Below are 22,603 nucleotides of genomic sequence, written 5' to 3' on the forward strand. Positions count from 1 at the left end.
TGGAACGGTCCCAACTTCGGTAACGGCTGAACCTCTCGCCGGTAGGCCATGTCCGCCTCCGGCGCCCGAACCGCCTTACGCACCACACCACGCGACAGATGCAGGTCGCGCGCTATCGCCTTGATGGCCTTCCCCGACGCGTGCTCGCGTCGGATCCTCAACACCGTCTCCAATACCAACATCCCGATCTCGCCGCCTGACACACCGCCAAGCGTGCAGCCTAGACCACCGGGATGAGGGGTCTTTTTTCGACGCCGATCACCCCGCTACCGGGGTCCTTTTTCCACGCCGATCCACACCTGTGTCCACACTTCGGTGATGCGGTTTGTTGCCTGTTCGCGGAAAAACGGGCAATCGGGTTGATGCTCGGGCCGATCAGTGCTCGTAAGACGCCGCAGGTAGTAGGTTTCAGCTTCCGAGAGGAAGGCGGGAGTCAGGATGGGCGGCGGTTCACCTGGCGGCAAGCAGTCACAGGCGATCCACTTTTCGCCGATGCGCGCTTGCTGGACGAGCATGATCCCCGCTTCTTCATCGGCCCGGGCACCTTGGCCGATGTACCAGCGAACCAGGGCATTCCGAACGGCCTCTGGAAGAGGAATTCGGCCCTTTCCGCAGCCATTGCTGTATCGCGCGATCAGCCACATTTCGCTCTCGCAAGAGCTGTGCGGCCGGCCGTCAGAGTGTCTCGGGGCGGATTGACAAGATGGACTCGGCTGGCGTCCATTTTCCTCGGTTCAAGAATGGGGAGGTCGTCATGCGTGCTTTTTTCTTGGGTGTCGCCACCGTCGGCCTGATCTGTTCCGTCGAAGCGCCCGCCGTCTCGAGGCCTGAACACGCGGTCCGAAGCGTCCAGCTCATCGCGATGGGCGCCCCGGTGAAGCAAGACGTCGCGGCGCCGGCTGCGCCAGTTCGGGATCTGCCAGATGCGACACTGTTGCCGCCGGTTGGGGACTTTCGGGTGCATGACCTCAGTCGGCAATGGGTGGAATTCCAGATGGCGAACAATTTCATGGACACAAATCCCCGGTCGGCGCCTGCCGATGCCGAAGATCCGTTCGCCCATGTGGGCGTCGCGCAGTTGGGCGCGATGGCGGTCGAAGCACAGCTCCCGCCTGCATCCAGCGTGCCTGTCCCGCTCTGGATGCGAGGCGGCGCCATGTTCGCGTCGGCGGCTTATCATTATGTGCCTGGCTGCTCTTCGCCGGGTTACCGGCCGACCGGATTTCTGACGTCCGATGCCGAGATGCGCCGGGCTAGTTACTACGACATGATGAGCAACATCGCATGCCAATATGGCATTCCGGTTGGCCTGTTCGATGCCATGATCATCCGGGAAAGCCGGTATCGGCCCGACGCTTTCTCGCGCAAGAACGCATTCGGGCTCACACAGTTGATGCCCGACACGGCAGTTGCACTGGGCGTCAACCGTTACAGCATCAATGAGAACCTGCGCGGGGGCGCGAAATATCTGCGCCAGCAGCTCGACCGTTTCGGCCACTATCATCTCGCGCTCGCCGCCTACAATGCAGGACCGGGGCGGATTCGGAATGGCCTGGTCCCGCAGATCCCTGAAACGCAAGCCTATGTGGACAATGTTCTGCTCAACTGGTCGCGATTGAGCGGGATCGGGCGCCAGGCGACAATCATTTCGACGACAGCCGGCCCTAACACGCAGCTGCGCCCAACAATCGGAAGGAAGGCGTCCGTCTCGACATTCTAGCCGCATGGTTTGCTGATCCATGTCCACGAACAGTTCGGCTAGAGGTCGAAATCGTCGCCATGGGTGAGGCGATTTCTGCGCTCATGAATAGCTTGGACCTCCTCGGTCACCTTCTTGATCAATGCGTTTTGGAGCGACGGGCTCCAGGCCAGCCTGATCTCGGTTCCATCGAAGCCACCCAATTCCTCGAGCACATCAATCATTCGCTCAGGCGCGCGCACGCATATGTCGCAGAGCATGAAGACAGCCGTCGAATAACATTTCTGATAATATTCATCGAGACCTTTGAAGGTTTTCAGGCACACATATGCGTGCACTAGATTCATGCCGAGCGCGTGCAATATTGTTTCAAATTCAGGAAGCGTCATGGTGACGCGTTTTTCGGGCTTGCTGTGCAGCAAAACGCCCAGCCTCGATTTGCTGATACCGGTCAGGTGGGCGAGTTTGCGTTGAGTTGCTTTCTTGCAAGCCATCGCCCGCAGGATCAGAGGCACATAGTCCCTCTGCAGCTCGTCGCCTTGGGCGAGCTCCACAACTTACGCCCCTAACTTGGCAAGAGATGTCATATCGATCCCCCAATGCCGTTCGGATGGGGAAGACAATCATAGCAGAAAAGCCAATGCAAGCGTGGTTTCGACCAGATTTGTCCGAACCGAAAGGCTAACGCATTGGTGACCGCGCTTGTTAGTGCCGGGACCCCTTGAATGGGCCGGTCTCGCGAGGTTGATCGAACTCGTCCAACTGGAGCTTGGAAATCACGCGAGCTGCCCGCTGCTCGACTATATAGTTGAATAAAAGGGCAGAAAGAGCGTCCCCAACAGAAATGTTGGTTTCGAGTCTTGTTTCGAGCAATTCTTTTATTCTCTCAAGATTTTTGGCACTCGTCTCCGTAATCTCTAAATGGATCTGAATGCTTCCGCCTGTAGGGACAGCCACCAGATGGCGCTTTAGGTTCTCCGCATCCTCATCATCTATCTTTTCTATTCCTGGAACGCGGCTGTTCACGAGATTTTCGAGCGTCTGATAGCACTTAGTACTATTAGAATGAAGGCGAAGGCTCTCAGTCGTGAGATGAAAGAAGCGTTCGGAGATATCCAGTGTAAAGTCTCGTGAGTCAGCGCCCATAGTGCCCACGTCCTGAACTGCCCTCATCCATTAGAGCCCGATCGATGGTCGGTTGCCTTGCCGGGATTATGAACAGGCAATGGTTAATATCTGACGAGTCTTGCGCCGCGAATCTACCGCGAATGAAGCCTGTCCGCAATTGCAGGGCATAACGCCCCGTCAACCCGGCCAATTTGCCCCATATGACGGGGCAGGATGCCCTGATCACCGGGACACGGTGCCCCATTTTCATCACCGACATCGAACATGATCGAAAATTTTCCCGATTCGGGAGGGGGCTGATCCCATACGTCGTTGCGGTGCGGCGATGTGATTGGCCAGCTTTGTTTGGGCGCGGTTCCGTCGCGTCTCCAATCGAAGGAAATCCACATGCAGTCTGTCCTCCAAAAGAGCGGACACGCGGAGCTGGCGATCCTCGCCCTCGCCGTACTCCTGTTCGCTTTTCTCTTCTTCGCCGGTCCCGCCTTCGCCGGCGCCGACACGACGTTCAACACCGCGCTCACTAAGTTCACCGACTTCCTCGAGGGATCCGGCGGCAAGATCATCACGGTGCTCAGCCTCGCCGGCGGCGTGGTCGCCCTCGCTTCGGGTCGCTTCTCGATGGGGCAGATCGCGATCCCGGTCGGCGTCGGCGTCGGTGCCGGAACCGGCGTGCCGATCGTCACGTCCACCGTGACCGCGACGATCTGAACCGATCCCAGGCCTGTGCGGAGTAGCAGCTCCGCCCAGGTCCAGGAGGGGGTGGTGCAATGGCCGCAGACAAGTACGTCATTCCAACTCATCTCGACGATCCCGAGCTGATCGGGCTGTGGACGCTGGATGAGTTCCTGGCGATGGTTATCCCATTCGTCTGGGGGATCCTGTCTCAGCACATCCTTATCGGCATGCTTCTTTCGGGGGCGGGCTGGTGGGGTCTCAGAAAAGCTAAGGCAGGCCGGGCGACGTCCTGGCTGCTTCACCTGGCCTATTGGCATCTTCCGGCCGGCTTCACCGGCCTGAGAGCCACGCCACCCTCATATCTTCGACTGATGGCGGGGTGATATGGAACTTTCCTACAGCCATACGAACAGCCAGCGGATCCTGCGCCAGCGCAACATTCTGGCCGTCGCCGCGGTGGCGCTCGCCGTGATCACCCTGCTGCTCTGCACGGTCAGCCTGTCGCGCGACCGCGAGGTGGTGCTGCAACCAGTGCTGCGTTCTCCGCTGACGGTCAGCTCTGCCGGCGTCAGCCGCGAATATCTGGAGATGATCACGCGCGACACGGTCGTGCTGACGCTCGATCGCAGCCCGCAGAACCTCGAATACTGGATGAATGCGGTGCTCGACATTGCGAGCCCGCGCACGCAGGGCAAGATCAAGGCCGACCTGCTCAAGATCGTCAGCGAGCAGCGCGGCTCCTCGATCTCGCAGTTCTTCACCATCCAGAAGATGGAGATCGACACCAGGAACCTCCGCTCGGAGGTGACCGGCGAACTGCACACGATCGTCGGCAACAAGGTCATCTCCAGCGAGAACCGCACCTTCCGCTACGACTGGGAATATTCCGGCCTGTCGCTGAAGCTGGTGGGCTTCGGGATGGTGAAGACCGGCTCCGCGAAAGACCAACAGGGGAGCTCATCATGATGCCGGTCTATGCTATCGGGAGTGCCGCGCTCGGCACTGCCTTCCTCTCGCGCGTGACTTGCCACGCGAGCCGCTTCATCGGCGCAAGCCTCGTCGCCCTGGCGGTCTTCCTCATCGCCGAGCCGGCCTTCGCCGATCAGACGATCATGGCGAGCGACAGCGCGCAGGTTGATTGCACCGCGTCGGCCAAGGATCTGACCCGCATCAGCCTCGTCGAGGACGAGTTCGCGAGCGTGTCGAAGATCTCGACCGGCAATCCGCAGGACGACTTCTCGGTCGTCAACGAGCCGGTCCGCGGTGACATCTACCTGTCTGTGCCAGACGGGTTTGGCCGACCCGCGCTTTCCTTCTTCGCGACCAGCAAGCGCGGCTACGTCTACAAGTTCGTGTGCCGGATCAGCGGGGACCAGGCCGCCCAGGTCTTTGTTTCGAACCCTGCGATCGCCAACGAAAAGGCGGCCGAGAATGGTCCCGCCAATCAGCTGGGACCCCAGGATGCCGCCGTCGAGCTTGTCCAGGCCATGTATTCGAATGCCGTCGCCGATGGCTACGAGATGCGCCAGCGCACCCTGCGCCCCGTCTATGTTGGCACTCTCAAGGTCCAGATGATCGCCGAATATCGGGGTTCCGAGCTGACCGGCCGGGTGCTTCGGATCGAGAACAAGGGTGACCAGAGCGTCGAGCTTACCACAAGCATGGTCGCTCCTTCGAGCGCGCTCGCCGTCTCGATCGCCGACACCAAGCTCGCACCGGGCAAGGTCACCACGGCCTACCTCGTCTCGCAAAATGGTCCGAGCCCCTTGGCTGGCCAAAATACTCCTACGGGAAGGTGAGGATATGGCTCTTTCCGATTTCCTGAAGCGCAGTCGCCGTCCTCTCGACGGCGGCAGCGAGGGCGGCACCGAAGAGGGAGTTTCCCCGCTGTCGGGCGATCTCGGTGCCAATGACGCAGTCCGCCGCCGCCAGCGTCTGCTCCTCGCCGGCGTCGCGGGCGTGGGCCTGGTCCTTTCGTCCTTCTGGATCTTCGGCGGCGACGGCGACAAATCGAAGGAGACCGACGACGGCGTCAGCGAGGTCGACGTCTCCACCAAGGATCTCGTCAACCGCAACCTCTCCCAGCAGGAATGGATGGCGCTTTCGGAGAACCGCTTTCAGTCGACAGAAAACCAACTCAAGTCGATCGACGGGCAGAATAGCCGGCTCGAGGCGCTGACCGCGCAGGTCGAGGCGCTGAAGGGCCAGAATCAGGCGATGCAGGCCGATGGCCAGCGGGTCCTGTCCGCCTACCAGGCCGAAAACGAGCAACTTCGCCGGCAGGTCGCTGATCGCCGGACTGCCGCAGCACCGGCGCCCGGCCCGGCCGCAATGTACGGGCCCTATGGTCCGCAGGCCTATCAGCGACCGGGCGCGCAGGGCGGAACGCAAGCGGCGGCTCCGATCGCTTCGGCCGCGGAAGTGAAGCTCGTCAACTTCACGACGACGGATAGCGGCAACGCCTCCCGCATTGCCAAGGGCAACACGGTCTATACCGACAGCGTCAACTATCTGCCGCCCAACAGCTTCGCGCGTGCGAAGGTGATCGTGGGCGTGGATGCGAGCGCGGGGGTCAACAGCCAGAGCGATCCCTTGCCCGTCGTGCTGCGTGTGACGGGTCCGGCGCGCTCGGTCTACCAGAACGGCCGCCTGCTCACGACCAAGATAGAGGGCTGCCTCATCAACGGCGCGGCGCGCGGCGACCTCTCGAGCGAGAAGGTCTACGTCAAGCTTCAGAAGATGACCTGCCCGCAGCCCGGCGGCCGCTACGCGGTCTCCGAGGTCAAGGGCTTCATCGCCTTCGGGGGTAAGACGGGCGTGCGTGGCCGGGTGGTGTCCCGCGAAGGCTCGCTCGTGACCCAGGCCTTCCTGGCGGGCCTTGCTGGCGGCTTCGGCCGTGGCTTCTCGGCGAATGCCAACTCGGTCTTCCAGGGCACCAACATCACGACCAACGGCCAGCGCCAGAAGCTCTCGACGGGCGACATCCTCGAGGGCGGTTTCGGCGAGGGCGTCGCCCAGACTGGCGACATGGTCTCCAAATATCTGATCGAACGCGCCGAGCAATACCAGCCCGTGATTGAGATGCCGACCGGCATCGATGTTGAGATTGTCTTCCTGGAGGGTGTCTATGTTCGCAATTGATCGTCTGCGCGCGCTGGGCCGCCCGTCGCGCCTCGTCCTCACCACGCTCCTCGGGCTGAGCGTCGCCGGCATCGCGCTCGCGGCCGACACGAACAGCCCGGAAGACCGGGTCCGGTTGCTCCTAAAGACGCGGCTGCCCAAGACACCGGTCACCGCTATCGATTGCGGCAAGATCAGCGGCCTTTGCGAGATTACCGCGGGCGCCAACCTGTTCTACGTCGATACGGGCGCGCGTTTCCTCGTCATCGGCCGCGTCTATGACATGCAGACCCGGCAGGACATCACGGCCGCCCGTCTGCTCGAGATGAACCCCGACATGCTCGTCGGCGCAGCCGCGAAGGCCAATGCGGCGGCAAATGCGGGCGGCGAAGACGATACTTCACAGCTCGCTGCGGCAACGCCGGGCCGGGTGGAGAAGCCAGTCCGCCCTGCGACGCCGCAGAAGCTCTCGCTCGCCGAGCTGCCCCGAGACGGTGCGATCGTCTGGGGCAATCCTTCGGGCCAGACGATCACGGTCTTCACCGATTTCCGCTGTGGCTATTGCCGGGCGCTCACCAGTGTCCTGAAGGACATGAACGTGCGGGTCGTCGAACGGCCGATCTCGGTGCTCGGAAGCCGCGATGTCGCCGACCGCGTCTACTGCGCCAGGAACCGGGAGGCCGCGCTGCATGCAGCCTATGCCGGAGAGGAAATCAAGGCAGGACCTTCCTGCAACACCTCGGGGCTCGATGCGAACGAGGCCTTCGCCCACCGCCATGGTCTCAGCGGCACGCCGGTCATCGTGCGCGGCGACGGTGCGGTGATCGAGGGCTACCGGCCGCGCGCCTTCCTCGAGAATTGGCTCAAGGGAGGCCAGTCGTGATCCGGCGGTCCTTGGTTGGGCATGGCGGCGGCCGCCGTCGTCTGTGGCTGCCGGGTGTGCTCGGGTTGACCAGTCTCCTGGCGCTCAATGGCTGCGCCAGTTTCGGCGGCAATGTGCGCGGCAGCTTTTCCTGCGCGGCGCCCGACGGCATCTGCGCGCCGAGTTCGACGATCGACGACAGGGCGCTTGCGCTCATCTCGGCGGACCCTTCGGACGGCGATGCTCTGCCCACCGGCAATATGCGGCAGCCGATGCGCGGGAAAACCAATCGCGTGGCGATGGGCCAATCCGCGCGCCTTGCCTCGACCGATGCCGGACGCAGCCAAGAGAAGGTGCTGCGGATCGTCTTTCAGCCCTATATCGACGAGCGTGGCCGGCTCCACGAGGCCAGTGCGGTCCATGCGGTCGTCGCGAGCGGGGAATGGCGGCAGCAGGCTCTGATGCAGGCGTCCATGCCGGCGCGGGCGTCGGCGGTGGCACCAGACATCCAGGAATCGCTTGGTGATGCGGTCGACCGCATCGATCCGCCGCTGACAGGCTTCGCCGACAGCGATCCGAACGGACCGGACCCGGCGGCCGTTGCGGCTGCCCGGGCGCGCAAGCCTGATCCGGCCCCCGATCCGGTCAGTGCGATCAAAGCGGATGTCAGGGCGCGTCTCGCTCCCAGGGCGCCAGCGACATCCGGTTCGGGAACGGCGGCGGCTTTGAGCCATACTCCGCCGGCTGCCGCTTCGACGGTGCCTCATCCCCCCTCTGATGCACCGGCGAGCGGCAGTCCCGAAGCCAAGGCGGCCTCGGCACCCGCTCCGCAGCCTATGAGCGCGACCGGCGCGGCGGCGGTCGCGCGCGTGAAGGCCGATCCCCACTATCAGGAGGTCGCCAATGGCGCGGCTAAGGATGCCCGGGATGCCGGCGTTGCGCAGACCGGAGCGGCAGCCGCGCCGGCGGCGATCGGCGCGACGGTGAAGGCCGCGAACTTCCCTGCTGCCGTGCCGGAGGACAAGTGAGATGGCGGGGAGCTTCTTCGAGAGCCTGCTGTCCGGGATCCTGGGCGACGCCAAGCGGCCCGACGCCGAGCGGCCGGAGTTTGGCGTGCCGATGCTGGCGCATTGGCTGCCCTATCGCAGCTATGATCCCAAGACCGGGATATTCTACAACAGCGCATCGCGCGGCTTCGTGATCGAAGCAGCGCCGCTCGTCGGCGCGGACGAACGCACGGGCGAGATCCTGACCCAGTTTCTCTCGGAGGCGATTCCTGCCCCCGGCTGTCTGCAGTTCCACCAATGGATGAGTCCGCGGATCGGCGAGCGCCTCTCCAAATGGTATCTCCCGCGCTATTCCGCGCGCGGCGTCTATGAGCGCATGGCCAAGCACCGGGTCGACTTCCTGACCGACGGGGTCTGGAAGTCGCTTTCGGCCGACGCGCCCTTTTCGCTTCGCAATCACCGCGTGGCGATCTCCTATTCGACGCCCGAGAGCTCGAGCGTGACGGCAGAGGAGATCGTCGCCGTCATGGACGGCATCATCTCGGCGCTTGCCTCGATCAATGTGTCGGCCAGGACGATGGATCCGCAGGCACTCATTGCCTGGATCGACGACATTACCTCGCCGACTACTGCTGCCGGCGAGGACGTGGTCAGCTATAATCCGCTCGATCCGATCGCGGACCAGGCAATCCGCCGGGACGTCGAATTGCATATCGAGTCTGACCGGATGCTGCTTCGCACCGAGCGATTCCGGCCCACCGGCAAGACCATCGACGAAGCGCCGGAGATCGGTGAAATTCTGCCGGACGTCTTCGACGTCCGCTCGTTCTCGGTGCGCAACCTGCCGGCACGCTGGGCGCCATGGGACGTCGCCCGGCTGATCGGCGACATGTTTACCGACAAGCTGCGCATGCCGTGCCCGGTCGCGACCAATCTCTGTGTCGAATTCCCCGATCCGATGGCCGCGAGCAACAAGGCCAGCTTCAAGTTCATGCGCACAACGAGCCTGGCCGATTCAAAATCGTCGCGCTTCCTGCCGCAGCTGCGCGATCAGAGCCAGGAATGGCGCTATGTGAACGACGAGCTGCGCCAGGGCCGCAAGCTCGTGCGCGTCTTCTTCAGTGTCACCGCCTTCTCCCCGAAGGGCCGGGGGGACGCGAACGAACGGGTACTCAAATCCGTGTACCGGGCAGCGGGCTGGGATCTTCTCGACGATCGCTACCTGCAGATCATGGGTCTGCTCTGCGCGATGCCGATGACGATGGCCAACGGTCTCGCGCGCGATCTCGAGCGCATGAAGCGGATGCGCACATTGCTGACCACGACCGCCGCTAATCTCGCCCCCATTCAGGGCGAGTTCCTCGGGAGCCAGGTGCCCCATCTGATGCTGATCGGCAGACGTGGTCAGCCCTTCTTCTGGAGCCCGTTCGAGAATGCGGCCGGCAACCACAATGTCGCTGTCTTCGGCAAGTCGGGCTCCGGCAAATCGGTGACGCTGCAGGAGCTGTGCGCGTCATTCTGTGGCGCCGGCGCCCGCGTTGTCGTCATCGACGACGGACGCTCGTTCGAGCATTCCGCCAAGCTCCAGGGCGGCGCTTTCGTCGAGTTCACGATGGCTTCGGGCTTTTGTCTCAACCCGTTCAGCATGATCGACGAGGAACTCGCGGCGACCGATGAGGACTATCTCCTCGACTGCATGGCAATGCTCAAGGCCATCGTGAACCAGATGTCGCGCCACATGGATCGGCTCAACGATACCGAGCGCGGCCTGATCGACGGCGCAGTCAACACGGTCTGGGCGGAGAAGGGGCGGGCTGGTTCGATCGATGATATCATCACCGCCCTGGATGCGACCGGCAACCAGCAGGCCACCGATCTTGGCATAGCTATGCGGCCATTCTCCTCCGCCGGCACTTATGGCCGCTTCTTCCAGGGCGAAGTGTCCTTCGAGTTGTCGGCCCAGCTCACCGTTTTCGAACTCTCCGATCTTTCGTCACGTGAGGAACTGCGCAGCGTAGTGCTGGCCGCGATCATGTTCATGTCACAGCAAATGATGCGTAAGGTCGACCGTTCGATCCCCAAGGCGCTATTCCTGGATGAAGCGTGGCAGATGATGCGCGGCGGGGCGATGGCCGAGTTCATCGAGGCCTTTGCGCGTACCTGCCGTAAATATTATGCGTCGCTCATCACCGCGACCCAGTCGCTCAACGACTATTACAAGTCTGCGGGTTCGATCGCCGCCCTTGAGAACAGCGACTGGTTCGTCATTCTCCAGCAGAAGCCGGAGACCATCGCCGACTTCAAGAAGCATGATCGTTTCGAGATGGACGACTATACCGACGCGCTGCTGCGCTCGCTGAAGATCAACGGCCGCGAATATTCCGACATTCTGATCAAGGGGCCAGAGACGTTGGCGGTCGGCCGCCTGGTGCTCGATCCCTTCTCGTCCACGGTCTATTCCTCCAGTCCGGCCGTCTACGCCGCCATTGAGGATCTCGTCACGCAGGGCCTCACCATGGATGAGGCGATCGAGCGGATCGCCTTCCCGGACAACCCGGAAAAATGGGCCTCTCACGAGGATCCCGAGCTCGCGCAAGCGGCGGAGTGAGCCATGGCCAGCAGCACAGAGCCGAGGGTACAGCCATCCGCGCCGCCGTCGATCGACGCGCGCGCGATGCTTCATTTCACCCTGTATTTCGGCGGCTTCCTCGCATCAACGCTGCTCATGACCTGGGGCCTGTTCGCGCTGTTTTTTCTCGCCCTTGGCGGCTTCTCGCTCGATGGCCTGATGAACCAGCTCAACAACCTCAGCACCCGCTACGTCATCGCGACCCCGGATCGGGTCGCATCGTTCAAGACCATCTTCGCCGTCGCACATCTCATCCTTTCCGTGGGGCTCATGGTCCTGCGGAGAGGCAGGATCCTGCCTTCGGCCCGATCGCAGGGAGACCCCCGCCATGGCTGAGCAACCCGAACTCGACCTTCCCGCGCCACCGGTATCGCCAGCAGCGCCAGCGAAGCCCAGACGAACATTCTTCGCTGGCTTCAGCCGTATGCAGATCCTCGCCGGGCTGATCCTTCTGGCCACTGTGGTCTGGGGCATGTGGGTCACCAAGACACTGGTGACGCCCAAGCAGGATCATATCGTCTCGGCGCGGCTCTCCTCGATCGTCGGGGAATATGTGCAGGCGCAGGCGCGCTCGACATCGCCTCCGGCGCAGGTCGAGGCCGAGATGCGGGGCTTCATGGCGTCGCTCGACAAGGAACTGCAGCGGCGCAGTGCTGGCGGCCAGATCGTGCTCGTCGGCGAAGCCGTGCTCACGAAGAACGTGCCCGATATAACCGACAGCCTCAGACAATCGGTCTACGCCTCGGGCGTCCCGCGGCCGCGCCAAGCTTCGGCCGAGGAGCTGCAGCAGATGAATGCCCAGGCGATGGCGGCCGCGAGACCCCAACTTGCAGCCCCGGCTCAGATGCCGGGCCAGATGCCCGGGGCTGCTCCTCCGATCGATCCCATGATGGCCGCACAGGGCATGGCGGCGCCAGGAATGGTGTCTTCAGGGCAGCAGCAGCCGGTTCCGCAATATGCTCCGCCAGCTGCGCAAGTTTCGACCTTCGGAGGCTCCGATGGCATCGGCGGCCAGTGAGGCGCGCCCAAGCTGGCGGCCACGCACGCGGCTATGGCTGTTGTTCGGCCTGTTCATCGCGGGCAGCGTTCTGCTCAGCGCGATCAGCGCATGGCGCGACGATCATCTGCTGCTGATCAACACGACGGGTTCGCTTCCGAACTGGGCCTTCCTCATCCAGCGCCACAAGCTGCCGGCGCGCGGAGACTATGTTTTCTTCGACCCGCCGCCAAGCACGCTCCTGCGTCGCCACTTCGGCGCGAAGCCGCGGATGTTCGGCAAGATCGTCTACGGCATGCCGGGCGACACGATCAGCCACGTTGGCCGCCAGGTTGCGGTGAACGGCCACCTCGTCGCGCAGATGAAACCGCTCACACGCTTTGGTGAACGCCTGACGCCGGGCGCAACCGGCCCGGTGCCGCAGGGATGCTATTTCGCGGCTACGCCGCACAAGGATGGCTTCGACAGCCGCTATGCCGAAATCGGCTTCGTATGCGCGCGCCAGGTCATAGGAACCGGGGAGCCGATCCTATGAGGGTGCTCATCTCAGGCGGGCTGGCCATCGCCGCAACGGTCGGCGGGTTGATCGTCGTTGGGCCGATGCGGTCGGAGGCCAAGGACTATGGCCAGGCCGCGCAGGCGTTCCCGGTCATCGAGCCCGATCTGCTCTCCACCATTGAAAACCGCCTGCGCCGCGCAGAGGCAAGCGGCGAGCTCGCCCGGACCAACGAGATGTTCGCCAAGCGCGTCGAGGCGAAAGTTCGTCGACCCGATCCCGTCACGGGGGTCACCCCGGCCCGGACCGCCCGGAGCTGGGACTTCGATCCGTCGGTCACGATGGAACGCGACATCCGCGACCAGAAGGGCAACCTGATCGCCCCAGCGGGACAGCGGATCAACCCGCTCGACTTCGTCTCGATCCGTCAGGACCTTGTCTTCATCGACGGTGACGATAGCGAGCAGCTCGCTTGGGCCACGACGCGCTACACGGACCTCAAGGCGAAGATAATCTTCGTGCGTGGATCGCCGGTCGAGCAGATGACCGCGAAGAAGCGGCGTTTCTACTTCGATCAGCAAGGCAAGCTCACTTCCCGCTTCGGCATCGAGCATACGCCAGCCGTGGTCACCCAGGCTGGCAAGGTGATGCGCGTCTCCGAGGTGGTGTTGAAGTCCGGGAGCCCGGGCTGATGCCGCTGTGGCTCGACATGCTCCGAACGCCGATGGCGGCACCCGAGACTCGCGATCTTCGGCGGCTGCGCCGGATCTGGCAGGTTCTTTGCCTGCTACTGGCCGCCAGTGTCGCGGGCTTGCAGCCGTTGATGCGGATCAGCGGTCAGGCGGCGCCCTGTGCGATCGCGTCGCTGCTGGCGGCCACGCTGTTGACCACGGCGCTTTACCTCGCGCGCAAGCATCGCGCGGACACCGCCTTTCTCGAACCTGCCGGGGAGGATCAGTGATGCGCGGCTTTCGATCAGCTCTGCGGCTTCTCGTCATGGCGCTGGCAGCCTTCTTTCTGGCGCCGAGCGCACAGGCGGCAGGGCCGACCTGTCACGGGAAGTTCGTCAATCCGATCACCGACGTGTGTTGGTCTTGCCTGTTCCCACTCTCGGTCGGCGGCCTCAAGATCTGGCCGAGCGGCCGGCCGGATACGAGCAATCCCGCTTCCCCGATCTGCTTTTGTGGCAGCCCGCTTCCCAGGATCGGCATCTCGGTCGGCTTCTGGGAGCCGGTGCGGCTCGCGGACGTCACAATGAAGCCCTGGTGCTTTCCTAATCTCGGGGGTGTGCGCATCGCGCCGGGGTTCGACATCGGCCAGGGCTATCTGGCCGGCCCCTCGATGGTGGGCGGCCGCTCGCAGAGCACGGCCAAATGGCACGTGCACTGGTACGTCTATCCGCTGCTCTACTGGATGGAGATCCTGACCGACTTCGTCTGCTTCGAGCAGGCGAGCTTCGACATCGCCTATATGACCGAGGTCGATCCGCTCTGGCAGGACGATAGTCTGACGGCGCTGATCAATCCGGAAGCCGTCGTCTTCGCTAACCCGATCGCCCAGGTCGCCTGCGCCGGCGACTGCATCGCCGGGACCGTCCACCTGCCGCTCGATCCGCTGTTCTGGTGTGCGGGGTGCCAGGGCAGCATGTATCCGCTCAACGGCAACGTGCCGTCCTCGATCGGCCATGTTCAGTCCTCGCGGCTCGCACTGTCGCGCTTCGCCTACAAGATGCACCGCGAAGCTCTTGCCTGGGGGACGATGGGCTCGGCCGGGCTCTGCAAGAAGTACCTCATGCCGATCATGCGCAAGCAGCAATACCGCTTCCAGATGGTCAATCCGATCCCCACCGTGAGCGGCCGCTTCGCCTGCTCCACGATCGGGGCATCCACCATGCCGCCTGACGCAGGTCGCGCCTATCCCGCCGCCGGCGAGGACATGGGCTACCTCGTCTGGCGCAAACGCAATTGCTGCGTGCTGTAGGGGGCCGTCCAATGCGCAAATACCTCTGGGGCTTCGCAGCGATCCTTGGCTTGGCGAGCGTGACGGCCTTGCTCGCGCAGACCGTCGACGGGATCGACGTCCAGGCGATCAAGCAGCGTTCGGCGGACCTACAGGCGGATGCCGAGGCTTTCGTCAACCATGTGAAGGATAGGGGCGACGCCTTCCGCGAGGACGCGCAGACCGTTCGCGACGCTGGCATGGAGAACATGCAGCGGGTCGCCAAGAGCGATCTGCCCAAGGGACCGGCAGGCCCCGTCGATTTCGACGAGATCGTGGCCGGTGCCGCGTCGAACGCGACGGCAGGGAAGGGCGAGGCGCCCCAGTTCATCGTCTTCGCGAGCCTGTCGATGCCACCGCAGTCGCTGCAGAAGCTGATCGGCGACACGGCCAGGGCCGGCGGGGTGGTCGTGTTCCGCGGCTTCCCCAACAATTCGATGAAGGAGTTCGCCACGAGCCTTGGCAAGATCATCGACCGGCAGGACGATTTCGCCAATGTCGGCATCGATCCGCGGCTGTTCCGCGCTTTCGATGTCCAGGCAGTGCCGACATACGTCAGTGTCTCGTCGGACTTCGATCTTTGCGCCGGCTTCTCCTGCCAGACCAAGCTGCCGCCCTATGATCGGCTCGTCGGCAACGTCTCGGTCGAATATGCGCTCGAGCAGTTCGCGGACGGTAATGGCCCGGGCGCACGGGTCGCAGCGGTTGGCCTCGCCAACATGCGCAAGGCCCATCCATGAGGGCGTATCTCGTCCTGGCTGCGCTCTTCGGCGTCGTTATGGCGAGTTCGCCCGCGCTTGCCCAGATGACGCTCGACGAGGCGCGCCAGGAGGGGAAGGCGCTGGGTACGGAGAAGCGCAACGATTCCACGCTGGTGCCGTCCAGCGATGCGCAAGCCGCCGCGGTCCCCGGCTATTCCGGCACGAGCTTGCCCGAAGGATCCTATTTCGACGATCCCGGTAAGCTTGAGTCCGACGCCCAGGCGGCCAAGTCGTCCAACGAGCAATATCGCATCACCACCGATGCCGATCACAGCCGGGCCACGTTCAGCAATTCCGAGATCCTCGCGACCACGGCGCGCGCGACATCGGTCGAAAACGATCCCTCGACCTATCTCGCTGGCGAGGAAATGGGCGGCACCAAGGGCACATGCGTGCCGCTGCCCGCCGCGCCGGGGAGCGCGGGCTATTATGAGGCGAGTTGCAACGCCGGCAGCAAGGTCACCACGGAAGCCCGGACCTGCAACGTCAGCCTTGACGTTCACACCGAGAAGCGGACGATCTACACCTATTACACGGGTCGGTTGAGCTTCCTGCCGACAGATGGCGGGCCCTATCCCGCCCGCGCGGCTTTTGACGACGAGATCGCCACCGGCATCTGCTGGGAAAGCCGCCCGATCGACTATTGCGACAATATGAGCGCCTATGGATATACTGCGGCGCCGACCTGCAAAAGCCTTGGCCACACCGCCGTCGAGGTCAAATGCACCGCCGAGGCCCAGGGGATCACGCCGGGCGAGTATCATCCGGGCTATGTGCTCTCGACCGGCAATTACTGGCTCACGAAGCAGGAAGAACCGGCCGTGCCGGTCATCACGCGCAACGAGGGGCTATGCGCCGCCAATGCCGGCGACCCGAACTGCACGCTCGAGACCGAAGTGTGCACGTCGAGCGACCCGGTCACCCGGATCGTCGACGGCGTTCCTGTCACCCAGCCCTGCTGGGCCTGGCAGCGGACCTATCAATGCCACCGGATCTCAACAGCCAATGACTGCGGTGATCTCGAGGCGAACGGGAGCTGCACCTATCTGCGCACAGAATGCCTTGACGAGGAGCCTGATGGCGGGCCCTGCAAAGTCGAGAACCGCGTCTACAGGTGCCCGACGCCTTCCGGAGGCACGAGCGATGCGCCGCAATATATCTGCGGCGACGACGTCTATTGCATCAACGGCGACTGCGAGCCGATCGTTCGCGAAGCGTCGACCGAGTTCAAGGACGCGCTCGTTGCGCTGCATGCGATCGACCAGGCGGGCAAGGAGTTCAACGAAGCCGATCTCCGGGTCTTCAGCGGCACGCGCGAGACCTGCCACAAGCCGGTGTTCGGCCTTATCAACTGCTGTGCGGGCAAGACGTCGGGTTTGTTGACGGTCGGCGCTGGCGCGGCTGCGCTGGCGGGCGGTCCCGCGGCGATCGCCGCGCTCGCGACCCCCTTCCTGGTCCTTTTCGCATGTTCACAGGACGAGATGAGGCTCGACATCAAGGACCGGATGGGCCTGTGCCATAATCTCGGCACCTATTGCTCGTCGAGTTTCCTCGGCATCTGCAGCACGCGGCGCACCGCTTATTGCTGCTTCGAGAGCAAGCTCTCCCGCATCCTCCAGGAGCAGGGCCGTGTGCAGCTCGGCAAGCCGTGGGGGGCGCCGAAAAAGGAACAGTGCATTGGCTTCACGATCGACGAGTTCTCGCGGCTCGACCTGTCGGTAATGGATTTCACCGAGGTTTATGCGGACTTCATGGATGCGGCCAAGCTGCCGGACGAAGTCCAGACCATGACCGAAATCCAGCAGAAAATTCAGAACTACTACGACCTCCACGGCAAGTGAGATGGGCCGATCCGATCTCCTTGCCGCAGGGGCCGCAGCGCAAACCCAAGGAAAGTGACCATGCCTATCCCTGTTCTCGAGCTGCCCCTCGTCCTGGCATCCCTGGCGCTGCAACCGTCGGCCCCAACGCCCCACCATCGTTGCGGTGGCTCTCCCGCGACCGTGGCCGATTGCTGCGTCCACCCCGCAGCCTGGGACAGTCTGACACCCAACCCACCGCTCGCACTCCCTTCCGCGCAAACCGCCTCAGCCGATGAAAGGACGAAGCGTGATGTCCCCCGTCGCTAAACTCTCGATGCTGCTCGCCCTGTCGATTGGGACTGCTGCTCCCCTGTTGGCGCAGGATGCGCCGCCGTCACGCGACACGATCGAGCAGAACCGGCCGGATGCTTTCTACTGCGGCGAGCGGAAGCTCGGACAATGGTTCTATTGCGACAAGCCCAGACCCTTGCCGCGCGAGGCGCAACCGTCGCCGCCGCCGAGCGCGGTCGACCGGATGGCGGCGATCACGAAGCAGCTCGACGAATTGAAGGCCAAGGCGATCCTGGAGCCGACCGAAGAGAACGTCATCGCCTACGTCCGCTTCCAGCGCGAGCAGCTCGACCGCGCCTCGACTTTCTCCGACGTGTGGCAGCGCGCGCTCTGGCAGAACCCCGACATCGACTACACGTTGCAAAGGCCCGTCTCGACGGTCGGCAAGCGTGCCTGGCTCGACAATCGAAAGGCCGATCGCGACGCGGTCCTGACCAACCTGGGGCAGCGCTACGGGCTGTTCTACTTCTTCGCGCAGAGCTGCGGCGCCTGTGAGCTGTTCGCCCCGATCCTTCGCTCGGTGACCGACAGCCACCGGATGGCGGTCATGGCCGTATCGATGGACGGGGGGCCGAGCCGCGATTTTCCGGAACATGTCGTCGATTCCGGGCAGCGGGCGCGCATGGGCGTGCCGGGCAATGAGACACCGGCGCTGGTCCTCTTCGACACGGTGACCAAACGGACCATTCCGGTTGGATACGGCATCCTGAGCGCCGATGAGATCATGGATCGCATCTTCACGCTCACGAACACGAAAGTGGGGAGCGATTACTGATGGGACAGGATCATCGCAAAGGGCGCGCCCGCCGCTTCTTCCGCTCGGCCGCCGGCTCGATGGCCATGATGGCCGCGCTCAATTTTTCCATCGTCGGGGTCGCGCGCGCCGACGTCGCGTCCGAGATGAACAACTTCTTCTCCGACGCGGGCGGCGCTGCCAACGTGACCGGCCCCTCGGCCTATCAGGGTCAGTCGGCCGGCTATTACTCTCTCGGCAATGTCTGGACGCGTTTCCCGCAGAAGAGCGTGCAGCCGTTCAATCTTCAGCTTCCGAGCGCCCGTGCGGGCTGCGGCGGCATCGACCTGTTTTCTGGAAGCTTCTCCTTCATCAATGCGTCCGAGATCGTGGCGATGCTGAAGGCGACGGCCAACAACGCGCTTGGGTTCGCCTTCAAGCTGGCCATCGATTCCGTCTCGCCCGAGATCGGTAAGGTCATGGACGAGTTCAGCCAGAAGGCGCAGCTCCTCAACCAGATGAACATCTCCAGCTGCGAGACCGCTCAGGCGCTGGTCGGCGGAATCTGGCCCCAGATGGATTCGACCCGGGCGACCATTTGCGAGGCGGTCGGCAACAGCCAGGGCGTCTTTTCCGACTGGGCCGCCTCGCGTCAGGGCTGCAACAACGGCAATCGGCGGGATTCGACAATCGCCGGGAACACCGATGCGTCGATGAAGGACCAGCTGGTCGGCGAACCGCACAACTATACCTGGGAGGCGCTGAAGAAGTCCGCCAAGTTCGGGGCGTTCGACCAGTCCTTCTCCGAATATATCATGACGCTCGTTGGTACGGTCGTGACGACGCCGTCGACGGACCCGAGCGTTGGCGGCAAGGTGGTGATGTTCGGTCCGGCGGAAGACGCCGTCGTCACTGCGCTGCTCGACGGCACGGCGGACGCGCCGCCGGTCAAGATGCTGAAGTGCAACGACGAGAATTGCTACGATGTCGGCGAACAGACCCTGTCGGTCCCGGCATCGTCGGCGCTGCGCCCGCGGATCGCCACGATGATCAAGTCGATGAGCGACAAGATCCGGTCGGACACGCCGCTCAACGCCGCCGAAAAGCAGCTCCTCAACCTCGCGACCGTGCCGATCTACAAGATCCTCGCCGTGCAGGCCTATGCCCACTATGCGCTGACCGACGGCGAGATCCAGACGCTGTCCGAGATTGTGGCCGTCGACCTGCTCTCTGCCATGCTCGACAATATGCTGGACCGGGTCGAGCAGGCGAAGGTTCACTACCAGACCTTCGACCAGGAGACCGCGACGCAGTGGAAGCAACAGATCGCGGCCACGCGCGCCAAGTTCAGCCAGCGGGATGTCCGTCTCAACAACAAACTGCAGGTGACGATGCAGATCATCAACCGCAGCATCATGCTGGAGTCTACCCTGCAGAACTCGATGACGCCGGGGATGGCGTCCGCGCTCAACTTCTCGCGCGGGCTGAACGCCCAAGGTCTGAATTAGTGCGGCTGAACTGAAGCGGGAGCGCGTCGATGCTGGAGGTCTTCACGGTCGGGGGCGGCGAGTATCTCGTAAACGTGTTCAACGCCGTCGCTGCCTGGTCAGGGGGAGGGGGCTACCGCTCGCTCCTGCGGGTCGTGATGGTGATGGGCCTCATCTACTCGCTGCTCGTTGTCGCCTTCACGCTTAACTACAAGGCGTGGATGAACTGGTTCCTCCAGGCGACGGCGATCTATCTTTGCCTGATGGTGCCCACGGTGAGCATCAAGGTGACCGACCGGATCAACCCGAGCCTCGCGCCATCGACTATCGACAATGTGCCGATGGGCCTGGGTGTGCTGGCGAGCTTTACGACGCAGGTCGGGGATTGGCTGACGCGGACGGCCGAGACGGTGTTCGTCATGCCCAGCGAGCTCAATTATTCGAGCAATGGCATGGTCTATGGCGCGCGCCTGTTCGACGCGACCCGCAATTTCGTTGTTCGCGACGCGGAGTTCTCGACCAACCTCGAAAACCATTTCAAGAACTGCGTGTTCGGCGACGTGATGCTCTATCAGAAGTCGCTCACGAACCTCGCCAAGGCGCCCGACCTGTGGGCCGCGATCGGGCCGGGCTCGGAAGCGCGCTCGCAGGAATGGCTGGAGCGCCAGGGCGACGGCACCGTTCAGAACTTCATCATCACCTGCCGCCAGGCCTACCAGGCGCTCGACGCGCAATGGGCGCCGATGATCGAGGCCAATGCTCCGATCTGGGGTAAGGAGGTCTATCCCAGGCTCAGCAACGCCCTGGCCGCCGACAAGCTCAAGCATGACGTGCCGATCGCGAACACGGCGTTCACCGGATCGGGGAGCAATTTCACCGAAACGATGCGGCAGAACACAGCGATCAACGCCTTCATGCAAGCACGCAACAGCATGGCTGGTGGGGCAGGCGCGGCCGCGATAGACACCTTCGCCCAGACGCGCGCCGACATCCAGGCGCGCAACACCTATAATTCGATTGCCCAGCAGGCGATGGCCTGGGTGCCGATCCTCAACATCGTCCTGACCGTCGTCTTCTTCGCGATGTTCCCAGTCATCTTCCCGCTGTTCCTCATGCCCCAGACGGGGGTTGGCACGCTCAAGGGCTATGCCATGGGCTTCTTCTACCTGGCTGCCTGGGGCCCGCTCTATGTCATCCTCCACATGATCTGCATGACAAGGGCGGAATCCGCGGCGAACGGCGTGGCCGGGGGAGGCGTGACGCTTGGAAGTTATGCCGGCATCGGCGCGGTCAACGGCGAGACGGCGACGATCGCCGGCTTCATGCTGATGAGCGTGCCTTTCCTCGCGGCCGGTCTTGCTCGCGGCGCGATGTCGATTGCTGGCCAGTCCATGTCGATGCTGGCGCCGGCGCAGAACGCGGCGGAGGCCGCCGCGCTCGAGCAGACCACCGGAAACTACTCCTATGGCAATGTGAGCTGGGCGAACTCGACTTCGAATATGCGGCAGGCCGATCAGTGGACCACGGCGCCGAGCTATATGAGCGGCGCCCCGAGCATGGGCTGGCGCCAGGATAATGGCGCGATGATCAACGGCTTTGGCAATGGTCAGGACGTCTTCGACACGTCGGGGGCCATTTCGCGCCTCGGCTTCACCCCTACCATGACGACCGGGTCGGTCGCGGAATGGCGGGAGATGGCGAGCGAGGCGCACCGACAGTCGCAGGCTTATGAGAATGCCGCGGCCGAGGTCCTGACCGCTACGCATGCCAACCGCAGTGCATTCGGCACCTCGACCGAGCGGTCGTCCGGCTGGGATTCGAGCAGCGGCCGGCAGGCGAACACGTCCGTCGATCAATTCGACCGGCGGACCGGGAGCAGCACGCAGGGTCTGGAGGAACGGGATACGATCTCTCAAGGTCAGCGAATATCTCAGGGCCATGATCGTCAGGCGCAGACGAGCGACCAGATCTCCGGGGTGGTGTCCGCAGGAACGGGACGGCAGACGGCTGGAGGGTCGGGCGGTCGCGGAGGAATTTTGGGCCGCCTTCCCGGCATTGGCGGCAGCGTATCGAAATCAGGGTCTCAGACAGATGCGCTAAGGCATGCGACTGACGAAACCCGCGGCAGCGACAGCGCCAACACATCCTCGAGTGGCGTGCGTGACGAACATTCGAGCGGAAGCGGCGCCTCGATGTCCGATGGGACCTATTCGCGCAGCGGTAGCTTCAGCCGGGCATCCGCCACATCATCGGCGTCGGCGAGTACGGAGGATTCTCTGGCGCTGGCAAAGTCGTACTCTGAGACGGCCCGGCGCCTTGAGGAGCTTTCCCAGCAGCTGTCACGCGACGCCAGCTATGCCGAGACGCATGGCATGCAGCTCAGCGAGAATCTGAGCCAGGATCTTGCGCAATGGTATCGCCGCCAACAGGTCGAAAATCCGGGGCTTGACGCGCCCGAGCTTTGGGCAACCGATCTCACAGACCAGCAGCGGCTTGTGCGCCAGGAGATGATCACGCGCTGGATGCATGACAAGCAGGATGGCATCCGGGCGGAGATTGCGGGGCGCCTCCACGATCCGGACCTGGTCGATGTCAATCGGCCGAGCGTGGGGAACGAGGCGGATGTCAGGGCCTCCTACCGGCCGCATGGTCCTGGGCGGCTGCCCGCCGGTCCTGGCGGCGGCGGGGATGTCGGCGCCGCTGCGATCATCGAGGCCGGCAAGGCAGAGCTGGGGGGCGACCGCGCTGCGGCGCAGACGATGCGAGGGCAGCGGGTTCAAGGGGCCGCTGATCTTGAGCAGGAGGTGAACCGCGACCACGATCGCGGATTCTTCCAAGACCCCAAGCTTCGCGAATAG

General features: G+C 63.5%; 22 protein-coding genes and 2 pseudogenes. 20 read left to right on the plus strand and 4 right to left on the minus strand.

The features are described from left to right. Positions 1 to 182 (minus strand): annotated as a pseudogene (locus tag HJG53_RS18425) (IS21 family transposase); the annotation flags it as partial. A 117-nt stretch (positions 183 to 299) separates the two neighbouring features. After that, a pseudogene (locus tag HJG53_RS16350) lies at positions 300 to 644 on the minus strand (hypothetical protein); the annotation flags it as partial. A 110-nt stretch (positions 645 to 754) separates the two neighbouring features. Here HJG53_RS16350 and HJG53_RS16355 point away from each other — a divergent pair. After that, positions 755 to 1,720: a lytic transglycosylase domain-containing protein gene (locus tag HJG53_RS16355; RefSeq protein WP_037515329.1), complete on the plus strand. Its 966-nt coding sequence runs from the start codon at positions 755 to 757 to the stop codon at positions 1,718 to 1,720. Between the two features lie 38 nt (positions 1,721 to 1,758). On the opposite strand, the gene HJG53_RS16360 is transcribed toward HJG53_RS16355, so the two are convergent. Continuing rightward, positions 1,759 to 2,253, minus strand: coding sequence for a hypothetical protein (locus tag HJG53_RS16360; protein ID WP_017184784.1), 495 nt, complete (start codon positions 2,251 to 2,253; stop codon positions 1,759 to 1,761). A 151-nt stretch (positions 2,254 to 2,404) separates the two neighbouring features. Further along, on the minus strand, positions 2,405 to 2,725 hold the full coding sequence (locus HJG53_RS16365) for a hypothetical protein (RefSeq protein ID WP_230461512.1): 321 nt from the start codon (positions 2,723 to 2,725) through the stop codon (positions 2,405 to 2,407). A 489-nt stretch (positions 2,726 to 3,214) separates the two neighbouring features. Between HJG53_RS16365 and HJG53_RS16370 the strand changes: the two genes are divergently transcribed. The 19 genes from HJG53_RS16370 (at position 3,215) to HJG53_RS16460 (ending at position 22,603) form a co-directional block, all read left to right on the plus strand. Beyond that, entirely contained in the window at positions 3,215 to 3,535 is a 321-nt protein-coding gene (locus HJG53_RS16370; RefSeq protein ID WP_017184782.1) for a TrbC/VirB2 family protein, read from the plus strand. Between the two features lie 59 nt (positions 3,536 to 3,594). Further along, positions 3,595 to 3,885 carry a type IV conjugative transfer system protein TraL gene (traL, locus tag HJG53_RS16375; protein ID WP_017184781.1) on the plus strand — a complete coding sequence of 97 codons (291 nt, stop codon included), beginning with the start codon at positions 3,595 to 3,597 and terminating at the stop codon, positions 3,883 to 3,885. Between the two features lies 1 nt (position 3,886). Beyond that, positions 3,887 to 4,468 (plus strand): type IV conjugative transfer system protein TraE, encoded by a 582-nt coding sequence (locus HJG53_RS16380; protein WP_017184780.1) that lies wholly within the window; start codon positions 3,887 to 3,889, stop codon positions 4,466 to 4,468. After that, positions 4,465 to 5,301: a type-F conjugative transfer system secretin TraK gene (locus HJG53_RS16385; RefSeq protein ID WP_017184779.1), complete on the plus strand. Its 837-nt coding sequence runs from the start codon at positions 4,465 to 4,467 to the stop codon at positions 5,299 to 5,301. The genes HJG53_RS16380 and HJG53_RS16385 overlap by 4 nt, the downstream gene beginning before the upstream one ends. 4 nt (positions 5,302 to 5,305) lie before the next feature. Continuing rightward, positions 5,306 to 6,643 (plus strand): TraB/VirB10 family protein, encoded by a 1,338-nt coding sequence (locus tag HJG53_RS16390; protein WP_017184778.1) that lies wholly within the window; start codon positions 5,306 to 5,308, stop codon positions 6,641 to 6,643. Next, positions 6,630 to 7,505: a DsbC family protein gene (locus HJG53_RS16395; RefSeq protein WP_017184777.1), complete on the plus strand. Its 876-nt coding sequence runs from the start codon at positions 6,630 to 6,632 to the stop codon at positions 7,503 to 7,505. The genes HJG53_RS16390 and HJG53_RS16395 overlap by 14 nt, the downstream gene beginning before the upstream one ends. Beyond that, positions 7,502 to 8,512 carry a TraV family lipoprotein gene (locus tag HJG53_RS16400; protein ID WP_017184776.1) on the plus strand — a complete coding sequence of 337 codons (1,011 nt, stop codon included), beginning with the start codon at positions 7,502 to 7,504 and terminating at the stop codon, positions 8,510 to 8,512. Before HJG53_RS16395 ends, HJG53_RS16400 begins: the two co-directional genes overlap by 4 nt. 1 nt (position 8,513) lies before the next feature. Then, positions 8,514 to 11,099, plus strand: a complete 2,586-nt coding sequence (gene traC, locus HJG53_RS16405) for a type IV secretion system protein TraC (RefSeq protein WP_017184775.1) — start codon at positions 8,514 to 8,516, stop codon at positions 11,097 to 11,099. A gap of 3 nt (positions 11,100 to 11,102) precedes the next feature. Beyond that, entirely contained in the window at positions 11,103 to 11,456 is a 354-nt protein-coding gene (locus tag HJG53_RS16410) for a hypothetical protein (RefSeq protein ID WP_017184774.1), read from the plus strand. Continuing rightward, entirely contained in the window at positions 11,449 to 12,138 is a 690-nt protein-coding gene (locus HJG53_RS16415; protein ID WP_026002700.1) for a type-F conjugative transfer system protein TrbI, read from the plus strand. The genes HJG53_RS16410 and HJG53_RS16415 overlap by 8 nt, the downstream gene beginning before the upstream one ends. Beyond that, a complete protein-coding gene (locus tag HJG53_RS16420; protein ID WP_017184772.1) occupies positions 12,119 to 12,652 on the plus strand; it encodes a S26 family signal peptidase in 534 nt (177 codons plus the stop codon). The genes HJG53_RS16415 and HJG53_RS16420 overlap by 20 nt, the downstream gene beginning before the upstream one ends. Continuing rightward, positions 12,649 to 13,305 carry a type-F conjugative transfer system protein TraW gene (gene traW / locus HJG53_RS16425; protein WP_017184771.1) on the plus strand — a complete coding sequence of 219 codons (657 nt, stop codon included), beginning with the start codon at positions 12,649 to 12,651 and terminating at the stop codon, positions 13,303 to 13,305. Before HJG53_RS16420 ends, traW begins: the two co-directional genes overlap by 4 nt. After that, positions 13,305 to 13,574, plus strand: a complete 270-nt coding sequence (locus tag HJG53_RS16430; RefSeq protein WP_017184770.1) for a hypothetical protein — start codon at positions 13,305 to 13,307, stop codon at positions 13,572 to 13,574. Before traW ends, HJG53_RS16430 begins: the two co-directional genes overlap by 1 nt. After that, positions 13,574 to 14,593, plus strand: coding sequence for a conjugal transfer pilus assembly protein TraU (traU, locus tag HJG53_RS16435; RefSeq protein ID WP_026002699.1), 1,020 nt, complete (start codon positions 13,574 to 13,576; stop codon positions 14,591 to 14,593). Before HJG53_RS16430 ends, traU begins: the two co-directional genes overlap by 1 nt. Before the next feature lie 11 nt (positions 14,594 to 14,604). Continuing rightward, on the plus strand, positions 14,605 to 15,351 hold the full coding sequence (gene trbC / locus HJG53_RS16440; RefSeq protein ID WP_017184767.1) for a type-F conjugative transfer system pilin assembly protein TrbC: 747 nt from the start codon (positions 14,605 to 14,607) through the stop codon (positions 15,349 to 15,351). Further along, entirely contained in the window at positions 15,348 to 17,213 is a 1,866-nt protein-coding gene (locus tag HJG53_RS16445) for a conjugal transfer protein TraN (RefSeq protein ID WP_017184766.1), read from the plus strand. The genes trbC and HJG53_RS16445 overlap by 4 nt, the downstream gene beginning before the upstream one ends. Positions 17,214 to 17,484: 271 nt before the next feature. Further along, positions 17,485 to 18,300 (plus strand): conjugal transfer protein TraF, encoded by an 816-nt coding sequence (locus HJG53_RS16450; protein ID WP_026002698.1) that lies wholly within the window; start codon positions 17,485 to 17,487, stop codon positions 18,298 to 18,300. A gap of 65 nt (positions 18,301 to 18,365) precedes the next feature. Continuing rightward, complete coding sequence (locus HJG53_RS16455) at positions 18,366 to 19,766, plus strand: conjugal transfer protein TraH (RefSeq protein ID WP_037515325.1); 1,401 nt, start codon at positions 18,366 to 18,368, stop codon at positions 19,764 to 19,766. Positions 19,767 to 19,795: 29 nt separating this feature from the next. Next, positions 19,796 to 22,603 carry a conjugal transfer protein TraG N-terminal domain-containing protein gene (locus HJG53_RS16460; RefSeq protein WP_017184763.1) on the plus strand — a complete coding sequence of 936 codons (2,808 nt, stop codon included), beginning with the start codon at positions 19,796 to 19,798 and terminating at the stop codon, positions 22,601 to 22,603.

Origin of the sequence: Sphingomonas sp. ID1715, from assembly GCF_013044515.1 — a bacterium.
GTDB lineage: Bacteria > Pseudomonadota > Alphaproteobacteria > Sphingomonadales > Sphingomonadaceae > Sphingomonas_B.